18 protein-coding genes are annotated in these 17332 nt (G+C 59.3%); 9 read left to right on the top strand and 9 right to left on the bottom strand.

Translation table 11 applies throughout. From position 1 onward, the window contains the following. Positions 1-59: 59 nt before the first annotated feature. The 7 genes from D4A39_RS07445 to ftsY all read right to left on the bottom strand — a co-directional run bounded on the left by D4A39_RS07445 (position 60) and on the right by ftsY (position 5893). Positions 60-839 (bottom strand): thiazole synthase, encoded by a 780-nt coding sequence (locus D4A39_RS07445; RefSeq protein WP_022985709.1) that lies wholly within the window; start codon positions 837-839, stop codon positions 60-62. A gap of 51 nt (positions 840-890) precedes the next feature. Beyond that, the gene (gene thiS, locus D4A39_RS07440; protein WP_022985708.1) at positions 891-1088 is read right to left on the bottom strand and encodes a sulfur carrier protein ThiS; all 198 of its coding nucleotides are present in this window, start codon (positions 1086-1088) and stop codon (positions 891-893) included. Positions 1089-1096: 8 nt separating this feature from the next. Next, entirely contained in the window at positions 1097-1465 is a 369-nt protein-coding gene (locus D4A39_RS07435) for a DUF423 domain-containing protein (protein WP_119917795.1), read from the bottom strand. A gap of 366 nt (positions 1466-1831) precedes the next feature. Next, positions 1832-2695 (bottom strand): RNA polymerase sigma factor RpoH, encoded by an 864-nt coding sequence (gene rpoH, locus D4A39_RS07430; protein WP_022985706.1) that lies wholly within the window; start codon positions 2693-2695, stop codon positions 1832-1834. 236 nt (positions 2696-2931) lie between these two features. Next, positions 2932-3954 (bottom strand): permease-like cell division protein FtsX, encoded by a 1023-nt coding sequence (ftsX, locus tag D4A39_RS07425; protein WP_233552438.1) that lies wholly within the window; start codon positions 3952-3954, stop codon positions 2932-2934. Next, complete coding sequence (gene ftsE / locus D4A39_RS07420) at positions 3944-4645, bottom strand: cell division ATP-binding protein FtsE (protein ID WP_022985704.1); 702 nt, start codon at positions 4643-4645, stop codon at positions 3944-3946. The genes ftsX and ftsE overlap by 11 nt, the downstream gene beginning before the upstream one ends. A 75-nt stretch (positions 4646-4720) precedes the next feature. Beyond that, positions 4721-5893 (bottom strand): signal recognition particle-docking protein FtsY, encoded by a 1173-nt coding sequence (gene ftsY, locus D4A39_RS07415; protein WP_022985703.1) that lies wholly within the window; start codon positions 5891-5893, stop codon positions 4721-4723. Positions 5894-6311: 418 nt separating this feature from the next. Between ftsY and D4A39_RS07410 the strand changes: the two genes are divergently transcribed. The 7 genes from D4A39_RS07410 (at position 6312) to D4A39_RS07380 (ending at position 12587) form a co-directional block, all read left to right on the top strand. Then, positions 6312-7664, top strand: coding sequence for a M16 family metallopeptidase (locus D4A39_RS07410; RefSeq protein WP_022985702.1), 1353 nt, complete (start codon positions 6312-6314; stop codon positions 7662-7664). Beyond that, positions 7661-9094, top strand: a complete 1434-nt coding sequence (locus D4A39_RS07405; RefSeq protein ID WP_119917793.1) for a M16 family metallopeptidase — start codon at positions 7661-7663, stop codon at positions 9092-9094. Before D4A39_RS07410 ends, D4A39_RS07405 begins: the two co-directional genes overlap by 4 nt. Next, the gene (gene rsmD / locus D4A39_RS07400) at positions 9081-9683 is read left to right on the top strand and encodes a 16S rRNA (guanine(966)-N(2))-methyltransferase RsmD (RefSeq protein WP_022985700.1); all 603 of its coding nucleotides are present in this window, start codon (positions 9081-9083) and stop codon (positions 9681-9683) included. Before D4A39_RS07405 ends, rsmD begins: the two co-directional genes overlap by 14 nt. A gap of 176 nt (positions 9684-9859) precedes the next feature. Continuing rightward, a complete protein-coding gene (locus tag D4A39_RS07395) occupies positions 9860-10372 on the top strand; it encodes a methanogen output domain 1-containing protein (protein ID WP_119917792.1) in 513 nt (170 codons plus the stop codon). After that, entirely contained in the window at positions 10372-11301 is a 930-nt protein-coding gene (locus tag D4A39_RS07390; RefSeq protein ID WP_119917791.1) for a sensor domain-containing diguanylate cyclase, read from the top strand. The genes D4A39_RS07395 and D4A39_RS07390 overlap by 1 nt, the downstream gene beginning before the upstream one ends. A 101-nt stretch (positions 11302-11402) precedes the next feature. Next, positions 11403-12263, top strand: a complete 861-nt coding sequence (locus D4A39_RS07385; protein WP_031226594.1) for a metal-dependent hydrolase — start codon at positions 11403-11405, stop codon at positions 12261-12263. A 54-nt stretch (positions 12264-12317) separates the two neighbouring features. Continuing rightward, on the top strand, positions 12318-12587 hold the full coding sequence (locus D4A39_RS07380; RefSeq protein WP_022985696.1) for a hypothetical protein: 270 nt from the start codon (positions 12318-12320) through the stop codon (positions 12585-12587). A gap of 6 nt (positions 12588-12593) precedes the next feature. On the opposite strand, the gene D4A39_RS07375 is transcribed toward D4A39_RS07380, so the two are convergent. Next, positions 12594-13397, bottom strand: a complete 804-nt coding sequence (locus D4A39_RS07375) for a mechanosensitive ion channel family protein (RefSeq protein WP_022985695.1) — start codon at positions 13395-13397, stop codon at positions 12594-12596. Further along, complete coding sequence (locus D4A39_RS07370; RefSeq protein ID WP_102790499.1) at positions 13390-16131, bottom strand: ATP-binding protein; 2742 nt, start codon at positions 16129-16131, stop codon at positions 13390-13392. The genes D4A39_RS07375 and D4A39_RS07370 overlap by 8 nt, the downstream gene beginning before the upstream one ends. Positions 16132-16311: 180 nt before the next feature. On the opposite strand from D4A39_RS07370, the gene D4A39_RS07365 reads away from it, so the two are divergent. Both D4A39_RS07365 and D4A39_RS07360 read left to right on the top strand, forming a co-directional pair. Further along, positions 16312-16719, top strand: coding sequence for a CBS domain-containing protein (locus D4A39_RS07365; protein ID WP_102790500.1), 408 nt, complete (start codon positions 16312-16314; stop codon positions 16717-16719). Positions 16720-16837: 118 nt separating this feature from the next. Then, complete coding sequence (locus D4A39_RS07360) at positions 16838-17329, top strand: Mpo1 family 2-hydroxy fatty acid dioxygenase (RefSeq protein WP_022985692.1); 492 nt, start codon at positions 16838-16840, stop codon at positions 17327-17329. Positions 17330-17332: the final 3 nt, after the last annotated feature.

Genomic DNA, 17332 nt, shown 5'->3' with positions numbered 1-17332 from the left:
GTGAATCCGCGCGCCCAGACCCGTATGCGGGGAACCTCCAGGCGCGCAGGTAGGGAGCGCTAGCGGCTGATACCTTCCAGGGGCGATGAGGCGCTGGCGTAGGCCTTGCGGGGCATGCGCCCTGCCAGGAACGACTCCCGCCCGGCTTCGATCGCCTTCCTCATGGCAGATGCCATCAGGACCGGGTTGCCTGCATGGGCAATGGCCGAGTTTAGCAGTACACCATCACAGCCCAGCTCCATGGCAAAGGCCGCGTCGGAGGCGGTGCCGACGCCGGCATCCACAATGATGGGGACGTTGGCGTCTTCCTTGATCAGCTGTATGTAGTGGGGGTTGAGGATGCCCAGTCCCGAGCCGATCAGCGAGCCCAGTGGCATCACGGCAACACAGCCCATGGCTTCCAGTTCCTTGGCCACGATGGGGTCGTCGTTGGTGTACACCATCACCTTGAAGCCATCGTCGACCAGTGCCTGCGCCGCTTTCAGGGTGTGAGGAATGTTGGGGTAGAGGGTTTTCTGGTCGCCCAGGACTTCCAGTTTTACCAGGTCGTGACCGTCCAGCAGCTCGCGGGCCAGCTTGCAGCACCGCACCGCTTCCTCAGCGGTATAGCAACCGGCGGTGTTGGGCAGGATGGTGTATTTTTCCGGCGGAATGTAATCGAGCAGATTCTCTTCGTCGGCATTCTGGCCAATGTTGGTCCGGCGAATGGCCACCGTCACCATTTCCGCCCCACTGGTTTCGATCGCGTCGCGTGTTTCGTTGAAATCCTTGTATTTACCCGTGCCGATGATCAGTCGTGATTGGTAGGTCTTGTCGGCAATGGTGAGTAAATCGGACATGGGGGCCTCGTTACAGTTAAGGGGTTACGTCAGGGCGTGTGCGAGCAGGGGTCAACCGCCGCCGATGGCATGCACAATCTCCACCACGTCACCCTCATTGAGAGCAACATCGCCGTGCTGGCTCTTGGGGATGATTTCCCGGTTTACTTCCACGGCCAGCCGGCGGCCGGTCAGGCCGAGTTGGGCAACCAGGTCGGTAATGGTGTTGCCATCCAGTGTCAGGGTATCGCCATTTACGGTGAGGTTCATGATCGTGATCAAGCGTGTTTGAAAAGGGACCAGGCCAGCATCAGCCAGCCGATAATCAACGCGGTGCCACCCAGTGGGGTAATGGCGCCAAGCCACTTTTGCCCGGTCAGCACCAGAATGTACAGGCTACCACTGAAGACCAGCATACCGGTAAACATGACCCAGCCAGCGGTGACCAGATTGCTGACGCCATAGGCTTTGGCCAGCAGTCCTGCCAGCAACAGCGCCAGAGCGTGATAAAAGTGGTATTCACTGGCGGTGGCCCAGGTGGCCAGCATGGACTCGTCCACGCGAGCTTTCAGGCCATGGGCGCCAAAGGCTCCCAGAATGACGGCCAGTGCGCCGTTGAGGGCGCCAAGGACAAGCAGGGTTTTCATGCGAAGCTCCACAGGTGACGGCGATGTCGGGTGCCGTCTTGGGCTGCATAGTGTAGCGGAATTCTCGGATTGACGGGCACAATCTCACGCCTCGACTTGCCGCTGAGTCTGCGTGGCGGGATGGAAGTGGTCGATTCCTCGTCAAGCCCGGTTGCGGCTCAAGACCGTCTTTTCTCATCGCTCTCTTGGGCTATCGCGCCGCCACCGGGCGTAGCGAAGGAACGCCCGCAGGGTGAGCGGAGCGAATAACCGACCCTCCTACGGCAAGTGAGGGGGTTAAATCGGGCCGTTCACGGAAATTCGCGATGCGTAACAAAAAAAGCCCCTCGGTGAGGGGCTTTGTTCTGTCGCAGTTCGCGTGTTGCGTTATGCGGCAATCGCGTTGCGTAGCTTCTTGATGGCGTTGTTTTCCAGCTGGCGAATACGCTCAGCCGATACGCCGTACTCGTCGGCCAGTTCCTGCAACGTGGATTTCTGATCGGCCAGCCAGCGGCGTTCGAGAATGTCGCGGCTACGGTCGTCCAGTGCCATCAGGGCAGAGCCCAGTTGGCGGGTTTCACGCTGTTGTTGATCCTGCTCGGCGATCAGGTCAGCGGGGTCGCTGTTGTCGCTGTGCAGGTAAGCGGCCGGGGAAACCACGGCGTTGTCGTCGTCATCGTTGGTGGGGCCATCGAAGCTGGCGTCATAGGCGCCAAGCCGGCCTTCCATTTCTTTCACCTGCTCTGCGGTCACGCCGAGATCATCGGCCACACGCTGAGCTTCTTCCAGCGTCAGGCGACCCAGGCGTTTCTTCTGGCCACGGAGGTTGAAGAACAGCTTGCGCTGGGCCTTGGTGGTGGCCACTTTCACGATGCGCCAGTTCTTGATCACGTATTCGTGAATTTCGGCCTTGATCCAGTGGACGGCGAAACTCACCAGGCGCACGCCCTTGGTGGGGTCGAAGCGCTTCACGGCTTTCATCAGGCCCACGTTACCCTCCTGCACCAGGTCGCCCAGAGGCAGACCATAGCCGGTGTAGCTGCGAGCAATGTGAACCACAAAACGCAGGTGCGCCAATACCAGGTTGCGGGCGGCGTCCAGGTCCTGTTCATAGTAAAGCTGTTCGGCCAGGCGTTGTTCGTCGTCTGCGCTGAGAACCGGCACGGCATTAACGGCTCGCATGTAAGCGTCCAGGTCATTACCCGGTACGGCCAGCGTGAGCGCCTGTGCTTGGGAAGTAGGGTGTGTCATGCGCATGTCTCCTTGTGAAGACGTCTCTTTGAAATCCGTTGAGCCCGATATTAGCACTCGAATTAATAGAGTGCTAATAGGCAGAAAAGTTCAAATCAATCAGCTTTTTCGATCTTTCACAGCATAGCGCGACACTGTGAATCGCTGGTGAACGGGGAATTCGACCCGGGAGATGGGCGGGGGTTCCGGAAGGGTGAGCCGCAAGTGGCCAGGGATAAGCAGGCCGTTGCGGCCTGCTAGAAGTTGGGCTCGATGTCGCCCAGGTGGCGACCGACTGCCAGCCACGCTCCCAGTAGCCCCAAAATACCGCTGAACATGGGAAGTATGATCAGGCTGGATGAGGCCATAGAGGTAAGTGATTGCTCGCTTTTATAGAGGGTGAGCAGCTCGTCGATAGGGCCGCCAAGCCACCAAAGGGCCGTCTGTACCAGAATCACGGCGACCAGCCCGCCGGCAAAGCCAAAGCAGAACCCGGTGTAAAGGAAGGGGCGGCGCACGAAGCCATCGGTTCCGCCAACGATTTTTACCACCACGATTTCGTCCCGGCGGCTTTCGATGCCCAACCGGATGGTGTTGACCACCACCAGCACCACGGCGGCGGCGAGCGCCAGAGTGAGCGCAGAGATCAGCCTCTCGCCCAGTTCAATCAGGGCATGCAGGCGGCGCACCCACTCCACGTCCAGCTGCACCAGGTCGACCCCGGGCTCCGCAGCGAGGCGGTTTTCCAGGTCCCGCAGGGTGACCGGGTCGGTACTGTCCGGGAATACCACGATAAGAGGGGGCAAGGGGTTGTCCGGCAGGGCCTCAAGTACGTCGCCAAACCCCGATAGCGCCTGAAATTCGGCCAGCGCCTGTTCGCGGGTAATCACTTTCGTGCGTTGGATGTGATCCAGCGCTTCCCATTGCCGGGCCAGATCCCGCTGCCGGGACTCCTCGACATCCATGGTCAGGAACACGGACAGGTGGGCGTTGCCATCCCAGCCCCGGGTGATGGCCCTGGCATTGTCCAGCAGCACGGCCAGCCCGGCGGGCAGGGACAGGGCAATGGCAATCACCAGAATGGTCATGGTGCTGCTGGCACGGCTCAGGTTGATACGGTGTAGAGCGTCCCGCAGTGAATCCCGGTGGTGCTCCCGCCAGCTGGCAAGGCGATCCTTCAGTGAGGTGCTGGCGCTGTGGGCTCCAGCCGCGCGGCGTGGCTTTTCGGCCTTGGAGCGACGGGGCTTGATGGGGGTGGCATTGCGTTTGTTAGCGGCCATGAGGATCCCCTGTTCCATTGCCATCGCGGTCATCGCCATCGTGGATCAGGCGGCCCTCGCGGAGGGTCAGCAGACGGTGGTTATAGCGGGCAATCAGGCTCAGGTCGTGGGTGGCGATCAGTACCGCCACGCCGACTCGGGCGAAGTCCTGGAACAGATCCATGATTTCTTCAGAGAGCGCGGGATCCAGGTTCCCGGTAGGCTCATCGGCCAGCAGCAGTGGGGGTTTGTTGACAACCGCGCGTGCGATGCCCACCCGTTGTTGCTCCCCGCCGGAGAGCATGATCGGGTTGAGCTTTTCCTTGTCGAGCAGTCCGACCTTGTCGAGTGCAGCGCGTACCCGTTTTCCGATATCGGCGCGGGAATAACCGGCAATGATCAGTGGCAAGGCGACGTTGTCGAATACGCTACGGTCAAACAGCAACTGGTGGTTCTGGTGCACCATGCCGATCTTGCGGCGCAGCAGGGGAATGTGGCGGTTGCCGAAGCCATTGAGGTTCTGGCCTTCCACCAGCACCTGCCCCTGGGATGGGCGCTCGATCATCATGATCAGTTTCAGCAGGGTCGACTTGCCCGCCCCGGAGTGACCGGTCAAAAAGGTGAGTTGCCCGGCTGGCAGGGTAAAACTGACCTTGCTGAGCGCGTCTTTGCCGTTCGGGTAGCGTTTACTGACCCGGTCGAACTGAATCATGGATGTCCTTCGGACTGTGTCATGCCTTGCGGGGCGACACTGCGCCCCGTCAAGGGTGTTCTGGAGGAGGTGGGATCAGCCCGTCACATCCTCAAACAGCGCCTGAACGAACTCTTCTGCATGGAACGGTCGCAGGTCTTCCAGGCGTTCCCCAACACCGATAAAACGAATCGGCAAGCCAGTACGTTTGGCCAAGGCGAACAGGATACCGCCTTTGGCGGTGCCGTCGAGCTTGGTCAGTGCCAACCCGGTCACGCCGGCGGCATCACGGAACTGTTCGGCCTGATTGATGGCATTCTGACCGGTGCCGGCATCCAGTACCAGCAGCACTTCATGAGGGGCATCCGGAATCAGTTTCTTCATCACCCGGGTGACCTTGGTCAGCTCGTCCATCAGGTTGCCGCGGGTATGCAGGCGGCCAGCGGTGTCGGCGATCAGCACATCGGCCCCGCGGGACTGGGCCGCCTGAACGGCGTCGTACACGACTGAGGCCGAGTCGGCGCCGGTGTGCTGGGCGACTACGGGAATATCGTTACGCTCCCCCCAGACTTGTAGCTGTTCCACAGCAGCGGCACGGAAGGTATCGCCGGCGGCCAGCATCACGCTTTTGCCCTCGGCCTTGAAGCGGCAAGCGAGCTTGCCGATGGTGGTGGTCTTGCCGACGCCGTTGACGCCCACCATCAGGATTACATAGGGTTTTTTGCTGGTGTCGATGATCAGGGGTTGGTCGACTGGTTCCAGCAACTTGCGCAGTTCGTTCTGCAGCGATTCATATAGCGCATCGGCATCCACCAGCTCTTCACGGGTTACCTGGTCGGTGAGCGCCTGGATGATCACATCCGTGGCTTCTACACCCACATCAGCTACCAGCAGCTGGGTCTCGATTTCCTCGAAGATCTCGTCGTCGATCTCCTTGGCGCCCACCAGCAGGTCGGCCAGGCCTTTGCCCAGGCCCTTGCGGGTCTTGCTCATGCCCTGCTTCATGCGGGCCCAGAAACCCTCGCCGTCATCATTGCTGTCGGCATTGACGGTTGTGGTGGCGGGAGCCGCCTCGGGTTCGGGATTGCTCACGACGGGGGGGGCAGGCGCAGGCTCTGGCACCGTTTCTGCCCCCTGTGTGCGCTCACCGTCCTGGCTCTCGGGTGTGCTGTCTTGTTCGTCAGTACCGACAAACATGCGTTTCCAGAAGCCGGTTTTTTTCGGTTCCTGCTTGGAATTATCGTCGTCGCGGGAAACTTCGTCGCTCATGTTCAGTCGTATCCAGATACGAAGGGAGTAGCCCTTCCTCAACAATCAGGCTGCAAGTGCAGGGCAATTGAGGAGCCTCTGAATAATGCCTTGCGTGCTCAGCGTGACCAAGCGTAGCAGATGTGCGCTCCTGGTCGCGCTCTTCGGGTCTTCCAGGCTGACCCGCACTCGTTGTTGCGCTTTCTTGATGGATGGACATACACCTTCAAAAGCGCGCCTAGATTGCGGGCCAGCCTGAAAGACTGAGCATGCAAGGCATTATTTAGAGGCTCCTTAACCGGTATGCTATGCCGGTAACAGCAAAAGGCGCCTGCCTGCAGGGTGGTCGCTCGCAGCGCGAGCGCGCGGCTATCCTAACATTAAGGAGTGCGGTGAGCAGCTTTCACCGTGGGGGACGCGCCAGCAATAGAGGCAATACATGAAAAAATGGATCGCGGGCCTGTGTCTGGCCCTGTGGGCGGGTGTGGCCGGAGCCTCGGCGCCGACCCACAGCTTTACCCTGGATAATGGCATGAAGGTGATTGTGCGCGAGGATCATCGCGCGCCGGTGGTCACCGTGATGGTGTGGTTCAAGGCCGGCAGCATTGATGAGGCGCCCTTTGAGACCGGCCTCGCCCACGTGCTGGAGCACATGATGTTCAAGGGGACTGAGCATCTGGGGCCGGGCGATTTTTCCCGACTGGTGGCCCGTTACGGTGGCAGCGACAATGCCTTCACCAGTTACGACTACACCGCCTATTACCAGCAATACGAAGCGTCCCGCCTGCCGTTGGCACTGGAGCTGGAGGCCGAGCGGTTGGGCAGCCTGCAGATTGACGATGAGGAGTTTCATCGTGAGCTGCAGGTGGTCCTCGAAGAGCGCCGCATGCGTACCGACGACAACCCCAATGCTCTCGCCTGGGAGAAATTTCAGGCCATCGCCCGGCCAGGGACCGGTTATGCCCACCCGGTGATCGGCTGGCGCTCACTGCTGGCCCAACTGCAGCCAGAGCAGGCCCGCAGCTGGTACCAGCGTTTTTACGTGCCAGGCAATGCCACCCTGGTGATAGCCGGGGATGTGAGCCGCGAACAGGTGGAGCCGTTGGTAGAGCGGTTTTTCTCTGATCTCCCTGCCGGCGAGACACCGCCGCGCCCGGAACAGTCCGTCAGGCCGGCGGCTGGTGAGCGGCGGTTGGCATTGACCATGCCAGTCAAGGTGCCTGCCCTGTACATGCTCTACAACGTGCCGTCTCTGGTGACGGCGGACAACAAGCAGGATTTCTATGCCCTGACAATGTTGGCGGGAGTTCTGGATGGCGGCATGAGCGCGCGGATTGAGACCGACCTGGTTCGTGGGCAGAAACTGGTAGCAGGTGCGGGGGCGTCCTACAGCGGTATCCAGCGTGGAGATGGCACTTTTACCCTCTCCGCGGCACCGAACCCTGAGGTGTCCCTTGAGGAGGTGGAAGCGGCCTTGCGTGAGCAGATCGTACGGCTGCAGACGACCCTCCCTGACGAATCTGAAATGGCCCGGGTGCGTGCAGGTGTGCTGGCCGGGCAAGTGTATGAGAAAGACTCTGTGATGGGGCAGGCCATGGAGCTGGGAACATTGAGTACGCTGGGTTTAAACCTGGATTTATCAGAGACGTTTGCCGATGAGCTTGCCAGGGTGACGCCAGAAGAAGTGCAGCGTGTGGCGCGGGAATGGCTGGTGCCTGAGCGCCTTGCTGTCGCGTATGTGACTCCGCCTGCCGAGCAGCAACAGCGCAGCACGCTGGAGGCCACACAATGAAGAGACTAATAAAAGGTGCGCTGTTGCCTGTGCTGGCGGTTCTATTATCGGCCTGTCAAAGCATGGGCGCGTTCCCGACCACAGAAGCCCAGGTGGCGGCCAGTGAGCCCCAGGCGCCGGCACTGGATATCCAGTCCTGGCAAACGGCGGAGGGCGCCAGGGTCCTGTTCGTCGCCAGTGATGCCCTTCCCATGCTGGATGTCCGCCTGGTAATGGCGGCGGGCAGCTCCCGGGATAACGGGGTTGCAGGGCTGTCTTCGCTGACCAGTGCCCTGTTGGGTGAAGGCGCTGCGGGCTTGAATGTGGACGATATTTCCCGCGGTTTTGAAGACCACGGAGCGCAGTTTGATGTGGGCAGTTATCGGGATATGGGGGTAGTGGAACTGCGCACCCTCAGTGACCCGGAATTTCGCGATCCGGTATTGACTTTGTTCAACCAGGTGATTGCCACTCCCAGCTTCCCGCAGGATGCGCTGGATCGCATTCGAACCCAGATGATGCAGGGCCTGCGCATGGAGCAGCAGGTGCCTGGCCCCCAGGTCAAGAAAGCCTATATGGCTACGGTGTTCGCCGGGCACCCCTACGGTGAGCCCAGTGACGGCACTCTGGCAACGCTGCCCGCGATTACGCGCGAGCAGCTGGTCGAGTTCTACAACACCTATTACGCGGCCGGTAACACCGTGATTGCCATGGTGGGGGATGTCAGCCGGGAACAGGCAGAGCAGATCGCTGGCCAGATCAGCCAGTCACTGCCCGAGGGAGGCGCCGCACCGCCACAGTCCCGGGCACAGGCCCTGACTGAACGCAAGCATGAGCACATCAATTTCCCGTCCGCGCAGACCCATATTCTGCTGGGTAATCAGGCCACCTGGCGTGGTAATCCGGATCACGTCGCGCTTTACGTGGGCAACATGGTGCTGGGGGGAGGGGGCTTTGCTTCCATTCTCACCGACGAAGTCCGCCAGAAGCGGGGGTATGTGTATGGGATTGGTAGCGGCTTCTCGGCAATGGCTTCCGGTGGGCCGTTCCAGGTGTCGTTCAAGACCGCCAACGAAAACGCGGATGACGCGCTCAGTCTGACCCTTAAGTTGATTGATGATTTCGTTGAGAGCGGCCCCACAGAGACACAGCTTGAAGAAGCCCGCACCAGTATCCTCGGCAGCTTCGCATTGGGCACGGCGGATAATAGCGACATCATTGGCCAGCTGGGCGCCATCGGGTTTTACGATCTGCCCCTGGATTACCTGCAATGGTTCAACCAGCAGGTGCAAAACGTCACCACGAATGACATCCGCGAGGCGTTCCAGCGTCATTTGGTGCCGGCTAATCTGGCTATCATCAGTATTGGTCCGCAGGCGCCTGAGGTGAAGGCCGTTGGCGATGACCTGCAAGCCGGTGAACAAGGCGGCGTAGTTGATGGCGAAAAATAAAGGGCGCGGGGGGGGCGCCAGCAAAGGGCAGGTTCGAATCATCGGAGGTGCCCAGCGCGGCCTGCGTCTGCAATTTGTGGATCAGGGGGGGGATTTGCGCCCGTCGTCGGATCGCTTGCGTGAGACACTGTTCAACTGGCTGCAGTTCGAGTTGCCGGGATTGCGGGTGCTTGATCTGTTCGCCGGTTCCGGAGTGTTGGGGGCAGAGGCGCTGAGTCGCGGCGCAGCCACGGCCACGCTGATCGAGAAAAAGCGAGAGCGCGCCGTTGACCTGGATCGCCAGTTGCAGCCGTTGTTTGCTGAACGGGCCTGCGTTGAGGCCCGTGATGCCCTGATATGGCTACAGCAGCCCGCCACCCCCTTTGATCTGGTGTTCGTGGATCCACCCTATGATCTGGGGCTGGTCGAGCCTGCCTGCAGGTCGCTGGAGCAGCACGGCTGGTTGGCTCCACAGGCCTGGGTCTATGTGGAGTCTCGCAGTCACGATAGCCCTCCGCAGGTGCCTGCCCGCTGGCAGTTGCATCGGGAAAAGCGTGCAGGGGAGATTCATGCCCGCCTGTTCCGCTGCGCGTCCTCCGACGCCCGATAAATGAGCTCCGCCAGCCGCTACAGACGGTTTGTCTGCCGCTAGCCAGGTGAATGTAAATCTGAGTTCCATTCATCCCATTATCACGCCGATTGGGCGTTTCCCGGCTCCATCACTCGTTATTGACGGCGCTATATTGTGATTGAGTTCACAAATAGGGCGAGAGAGAGGGAGGCACCATGGATGAGGTGAAGAATGCCTGTATCCCTTTGAACAGGGACCGTTTCATGCGTCAGCTGCTCGGTCAGCTGGCTGAAACCATCGAAGATGTTGCCGGGCTGGAACATGCAGAAGGGCTGATCGCCATGGTCGGTCAGAACATGGGCGACAGTATCAATCGAGCCTACAAGGATGCCCTGGATGTGGGGCGGCTCGATCTCGAGCAGGTTGCCGCTGTGCTGGTGGATTTGAAACGTCGCATTGAAGGCGATTTCTATCTGTTAGAGCTTAGTGATCAAAAAATCATTCTCGGTAACCGGCGTTGCCCGTTTGGTGGCCATGCCAATGGCCGCCCCGCCTTGTGCATGATGACGTCCAATGTCTTTGGCGTGATTACCGCAGAAAACAACGGCTATGCCAGAGTGGAAATCAAGGAAGCGATTGCGAATGGTGATGCGCAATGCCGGGTAGAAGTCAGCCTCGACCCCAGTGAAGAGGGGCCGGGTCGTGAGTACTTTGTGGCAGATCCCTAATGATTACTCCTGAATGCGGTGCGATTCTGGATGCGATTTCCCTGCCGGTATTGCTGATCGATGGGCAGGGCTGCATCAAGGCCGTCAATCGTCAGGCGGCGGCCTTGCTCAAGGACGGAGCGCCAACCAATATGGCTGTGCTTTTACCTGGAGGGGGCGAGAAATTTCTGCGTAGTGTGCGACGTAACAGTCAGAGCGCTCACATGGGCACGCGTTTGGCGGCGCCACTGGAGCACTACTATCCAACCAGTTCCCGAATCAGCCTGAAAGGGGAATGGCAGGACTGTTATCTGATCGAACTGTTTCCCCGTGATATTGCCGTGGGCAGCATGCGTCGGGTATCAACCAGTTTGCGCCGCGAGGCCCAGTTACGGCGCACCTGCGTACAAGCCGAAGAAACCGCCCGCAGTGCCGAGAGTGAGGCGTGTGAAGACCCGCTCACCAGAATTCCCAACCGGCGTGCGTTCGATCGCTGGTTGGCAGAGCTGGCCCAGCAGTCCAGCCATCGGCACCACCCCTTTTCCCTCTTGTTAATCGATATGGATTACTTCAAGCGTATTAACGATAACCATGGTCATGATGTGGGTGATCAGGTGTTGAAAACCGTGGCCCGGCTATTGTCAGAGTCGCTGCTTCGGCCGGGTGACAGGGTTGCCCGAATCGGCGGTGAGGAGTTCGCGGTGCTGTTACCAAACACCGATGTCGAAGGTGCCAGCGATGTGGCCTGGCGGTTGGTAAAAAGGGTCAGGGACTATAATCGGCGCATTCAGCGCCAGCAAAGTGGCTATAAATTATCGACCCTTTCCATCGGTGGCACGGCCTGGTGTCCCGCGAAACCGGTTTCCGCGCAGGCGCTGATGAAAGCGGCGGATCAAAGCCTGTATCAGGCCAAGGGGCAAGGCAGGGATCAGGCGGTGATTCTGGGTTAAGGGCCATTCTTGTCCACACGGGATCCCGAAAATGGCACAACCTGCACTAGAGTCCCACCTCCTTACTACCGAATACTGTATCGGTATACGGAGGAAACATCATGAATGCGCAAGCGAAAACGCCTAAAAGAATAAACCAGAGTGATATTCAGCCTCGCCGCATGGACTTCGAGTTTGACCCGTCCATCCCGCGTTACTGGTTTGACAACGACCAGTTCAAAAGCATGTTGCTGACGGCGTTGTCCTGCACCTTCCCCGAAGGGGAGCGTTTTTTTGTCCGCTCCGTACGATACTTCCAGAAAAGCATTCAGGATCCGATGCTGCGCGAAGAAGTAAAAGGCTTCATCGGGCAAGAAGCACATCATGGCAATGAGCATGATGCCTTCAACGCATTCATGGAATCCAAGGGCGTGCCGACACACAAGGTCGACGCCTATGTGAAGCAGGGCCTCAAATTCATGGCCAAGTGGTTGTCCCCCGAGCGACAGCTTGCCAAGACCTGTGCGCTGGAACATTTCACTGCCATGCTGGCAGAAATGATTCTGGAAAATCCGGAATTTATTGAAGGCATGGATCAGCGAATGGTGCCGCTGTGGCTATGGCATGCCATTGAAGAAAGTGAGCATAAATCAGTGGCATTTGATGTTTACAGAGAGCAAGTCGACAGTTACTGGGTTCGCAGCTCCGAGATGGCGTTCACCACCGTTGAATTTATTGGTTTCACTATCTATCACTACATTCAGCTGCGTCAGGAAATGGATGACCCGACCGATTGGAAGTCGGTGCGGGGTGGCCTGAATTGGTTGCTGGGTAAGCCGGGCTGGTTGCGTAAACTCGGTAAGTCATACCTGGCTTACTACAAGCGCGATTTTCATCCGTCGAAGCGAGACAGCGAACATCTGCGCAAGCGCGCCTTGATTCGCCTGGCGGATATGCTCGGCAAGCCGGAACTGGTGGCCTGAAGATTCACGTGCTGATGGCGTCAGCCTGTTACCCTTTGGGTAATGGAGGTGTGCATGAGCAATCTTATCACCCGCTTGAAGCAGCGGCTTTTTACCCGCAAAGACGTGCTGTCAGATCACCACGCAGGAGAGGATAATCCTTACCGGGATTATCATCCTGCCCATCAGGGTGACACGCCCGATGATCTTCACCGTGGGCGTCATCGCTACAAGGAAACCTTTACCAATCACTGGGATCTGGATTATCTGTCCCGGGAAGAACTGGAAGAGATTCTGGCTGAGCGTAACGGCGCTACCTCAGGGGCCAGGCGTAAGTCACGTTGATCCGGCTCATGCCGGCCGGATTACCCCGGCTTCGGTGAAGCGTTTTGATACCCGCACGACGATATCGCTTTGAAAAGCTTTTTCGTAATGGACATCCAGAACGTAGGCTTTCGCCCGCAGACGAATGGCCAACCGGTAACCCACTTCGATTTCTTCAATCGCGAAAGTCACCGGCTTTTTCAGATAGGCGAAGCGACTGGTGAAAATGACTTCTTCGATTATTGCCTTGGCCTCTTCCAGGTTGGCATCCAGCCCCACGTGAAAATCCGTGACCACCATCATGTCCAGCTCGCCGGCATTGCCGGACGCGACCACGTCGGTAATGAAGCGGGAGTTGGGAATGGTCACCAGGTTGTCGTCCAGGGTTTGCAGACGCACCGTGCGCAGACCAATCGACACGATTTCGCCATAGACATTGTCGAAGCTGACCCGGTCGCCGACCCGGAAAGGGCGATCAAACAACAGCAGCAAGCCCGCCACCAGCGAAGCCGCAATATCCTTGAGGGCAAAGCCCAGCGCCACGGCCACCGAGCCGCCCGCTGCCAGCATGAATTCTTTCGGGGGTTGCAGCACTCCGACCACCAGGGCAATGGCGCCCACCGTATACAGCACAAAGCCGATCAGAGTGGTGATCTGCAGGATCAGGAAGCGCCGGGTGGGCAGTTTCTCAGTGACTTTCTGGCCGGCTTTGCTGATGCCCCAGTTCAGCGCCCACAACACAAAGCCACCGATGAACAGCAGCAGAATGGCGTAGACATTGAACAGCTCAACGACAACCGCCAGGTCGTTGACGATATTTCCATCATTCATTGAGCAGATTCTTCCTTGTCAGGTAACTGATCACCGGCTGATACCAAAGGGGCACCAGGCGGTAGCGATTGTCGTCGGTTTTTTTCAGGAAGCCGGCATCAAAGCCACTTTTGAGCGCATAGCGCACCACATTTTCCGGCAGGCAGGTTGCCGCACTGATTTCGCTGCTACTCAGGCGGCCGTGGGTGGCGATGGCGGCATACACAAACAGGGCGTTTTCTCCCATGCTGTCGAGGATGCCTGCGGATGGCGGCGTCGGCAGGCCGACCTGAACACGGCGGCCCTGTACCTTGATGGAGGTCAGCCATAAACGTAGTGCTACCAGCGGGTTTCCCCGGCTGGCGTCCCACAGGAGGCTGAAGTAACGCTGTTCGGCATTTCGAACATTACCGGCCTCCGGCCCTCGTGATGACAGCAGGACTTCGTCGTAACTGACCTGGTAGCCGCCGAGATGGTTGCGGGACAAAATTAGTGAGCGGATATCCGACTGCCCCCAGCGCTTGACCCGCACCACATTACGGAACTGATAGTCACGGCCGAAGACGTTGCATAAATAGGCCCAGCTCTGGTTATTGATCATCAGTAACCAGAAGACATTATCCAGCCGTGCGTTAACCAGGCTCAGCACGGTGCGCCAACCCGCCAGCCCCCCCTGGGATGCCAGGAAAAAGTTTTGCGCCTCATCCAGAATCAGCAGCGTCGGAGCCCGGCTTTCATCGCTTTTTACCAATGCGGCCGGGCCTTGCTCCACCAGCTCGACGTTCAGGGCATCGCCGACAAGCCGGTGGATCTCATCGGGCTGAATGGTACGTGCGGGCACTTTCAGGGTAATGACTTCCAGGCCTTGGCAGCTGTCGCTGAGGGCGCTTTGCAGCTTGCCTATGCTGATGCTCTTGCCGCTGCCCTTCTCGCCGACCACGACCAGCGCATTTTCGTCGGTCTTGTCGCCATGCCAACGCTGGATCGTCTTTTCCATGGCAGCGACCAGGCCGGTATCGATGAAAGGCAGTTTGCTGCCTTCGGGAAGTTCCTGGGCAAACCAGCGCTCGTAGTTGCCTTCTTCCGGTGTTTCGGCGCTGTTGGCTTTTTCGTCATCTTCCTCGTTATTGATCTTGGTGCGCAGGCGGAACCAGCGGGCCTTGAAACGCATGTACCAGTCAAAATCGGCCAGTACCCGGTCAAGAAAATCCACCAGAAAGCTGACCAGAGCGACGGGCAACATGAGCGGGGCAAAAAGCCAGAACAGCCATGGCGTCAACAGACGCTCGGCTACCGGGTCCAGATACGATGGCAGGATTGCCTGCAGGCACAAAAGGTAATCGTGATTTCGCAGTGCCAGCAGTCGGCCGACCGCGAGATAAAGGCTGGTACCCAGTAACCCTGCCAGCAGGTAATACAGCAAAGACGGCCCCAGGCTTTCCCAGACCACCAGTAAAGGGAACCACGGCACCATCAGCCAGCCCGCTACCTTGCGTGAGTGGGCAATGACCTGACGCGACTGGTCAGCACTCAGGTAGGTGTTGGCACTCTGGGCGACGCGACCAATCAGCCATTCCCCGACCAGGCTGGCCAGTCCGTAAATCACGTACAGGTGGGCAAACGGCAGCAGCCATAGCAGTACCTTGGTCGAGGGGCTGTCGAGCAAGGGGGCCAGCTGACCCAGAAAAAACCACAACAGCAGCCAGGGCAGCATCGGCGCGATGCCACTGATCAGCCGGCTGGCATTGCGCAGCCAGCGGCGCTGGCCGCTGGCGGCCACGACTTTTTCGTGCAGGCTCAGGGCCCAGTGGCGACTGCGATGGGCCAGTTTGGCCAGCAGCACGAAACCGGCGATGCCCAGCACCAGAGCGAGCATGTTCTGCACGATGGGCATATAGCCGGTACGGCGGATCGGTGCGCTCAGGTCATAACGCACCAGGGTGATCGTATCCATCAACCGTTGCTGAATTCGGGCGCCCTCCCGTGCCAGTACCGCTGGGATGCCGGTCAGCCCGCCCATGTCCAGCACCATGTCGCTGAGGTGGCGGCGATGCCACTGATCAGCACGCAGGTCGCGAACCTGTTTCTGCACCTCCAGCCGGGCCTTGATCAGGTCCCGGTAAGGCGTCGTGATGGGAGATGGCGGTGACAGGGAAGGAGGTTGATGCCAGAGTTGATCCAGATCCGCAGTCACCCCGGCATCGGACTGTGCCATGTGCGGCACTAGCGCCCAGAGGCGGGCAATGTGGTCTTGTACGAGTCTGGCGCCCGTGACCAGCGAGGGGCTGCTCTGGGGGTCGTCGATACGTTCTTGCAACTGGTTATGCAGGGTGCTCAATTGGGCCAGGGCCTGGCGCTGGGCCGGGCTCATGCTCAGCAGGGTATGTCGCAAGCGGTAAAGGGCGGTGTCCAGCGTCGACAACTGTTCGGTCAGGGCCTCAATGTCGTTCTGGACTGCCTGGCAGCGACTGTCAGTGCTCTGGCGTTTGGCCGGCGGGTTGCCCGAGACCGCGTCAGGATGGGCGAGTGGTTGCCCAAGCAGCCCTTCCAGTTGCTGCGGCGCGGGGACCTCCCCATTCAGGATGGTCTGCAGACGCTGACGGTCAGAGGCCAGTTGTTGCTCTTCGCGCTCCAGCGCAATCAGGGTCTGTTCCGCTTGTTCGCACGCTGTGGCGGCCTGGGCAGGAGGCGCCATCCCGGAGAGCAGCAAGGTCAGAATCAGACCCCAAAAACGTGGCTGTCGCGTGAATCCCATTCCTTGCCCTCTGTCCCTGTATTTTGTGCGCGTTCCCATTGTAGGAAGCGCGAGGGGGTACGTCACCTGTTGGTGCACCGCCTCATCAGAACCGGCGATCAGTCCGATAGCGGAATCGCAAGGGCAGTTTCCCGGCCCGGTGGTATAGTCAAAGGACGTTCAGCGTTTAAGGAGCGCATCATGAGCGATCTAACGGTGGCCGCACTCATGGCCCGACATCCGATGGCGGTGGCAACGGGCACAGAGCTCACCGAAGTGGTGGAAATTCTGCTGCAACACAAATTCACCGGACTGCCCGTGGTCGATGACAGTCAGCGGGTCGTGGGATTTGTGTCCGAGCAGGATTGCCTGCGCAAGTTGCTGGTATCCAGTTATCACTGCGAAGGCAGTCTGATTGTGGATGAGTTCATGCACGATCAACCCCTCACGGTCAGTGAAAGTGACTCCGTGGTGGATGTGGCAGAACTGATGGTGACCCAGAAACCCAAGATCTACCCGGTGGTGGATGCCCAGAAACGGCTGGTGGGCTTGTTGACCCGTGATCAGGTGCTGCGCGCCCTGAAGGACAGTCGACGCGCTTGCGCCTGAGGGTGCCTGCGATGCCGGTAAGGGCTGCGAAACGTATCATGGCCCTTTCGTACAATTGTGTCCGCGTGCCCCGGGTTAGCGTAAGACCAGCTCAAAACAACAACTCGGGAGAGCTGGCATGCGCGATCTTCACACCTTTCTGGGCGACTACGCAGAGAGTCACCAGAATCCGGTAAACCAGTGGGTGCACATCCTGTGTGTGCCCGCCATCTTTGTCTCCACCTTAGGGCTGTTCTGGCTGATTCCGGTCGGTCAGTGGCTGGGTTTGGAGGGCAGTCTGGCCTATTGGGTCAATGGCGGTTCCCTGCTGGCGCTCGTTTGCATGCCCTTTTATTTCCGGATGTCTGCCGGCATGACCCTGTTGATGGCGGGTTGGCTGGCGGCGTCCATCGCCGCCATCGTACTGGTGGAGCGCAGCGCCCTGTCGCTGGGCTGGACCAGTGCTGCCGTGTGGCTGTTGGCCTGGGCCGTTCAGGTATGGGGCCACAAGGTAGAAGGCAAGAAACCCTCGTTTGTGGATGACCTGGTGTTCCTGCTGGTGGGCCCCATGTTTGTCTCCATTGAACTGGCCCACAAGCTGGGTCTGCGCAAGCACCCCGTTTCGGCCTGATCC

Source organism: Alcanivorax profundi (assembly GCF_003597125.1).
GTDB classification, from domain to species: Bacteria; Pseudomonadota; Gammaproteobacteria; order Pseudomonadales; family Alcanivoracaceae; genus Alcanivorax; species Alcanivorax profundi.
This window is presented reverse-complemented; position numbering and strand designations above follow the sequence as displayed.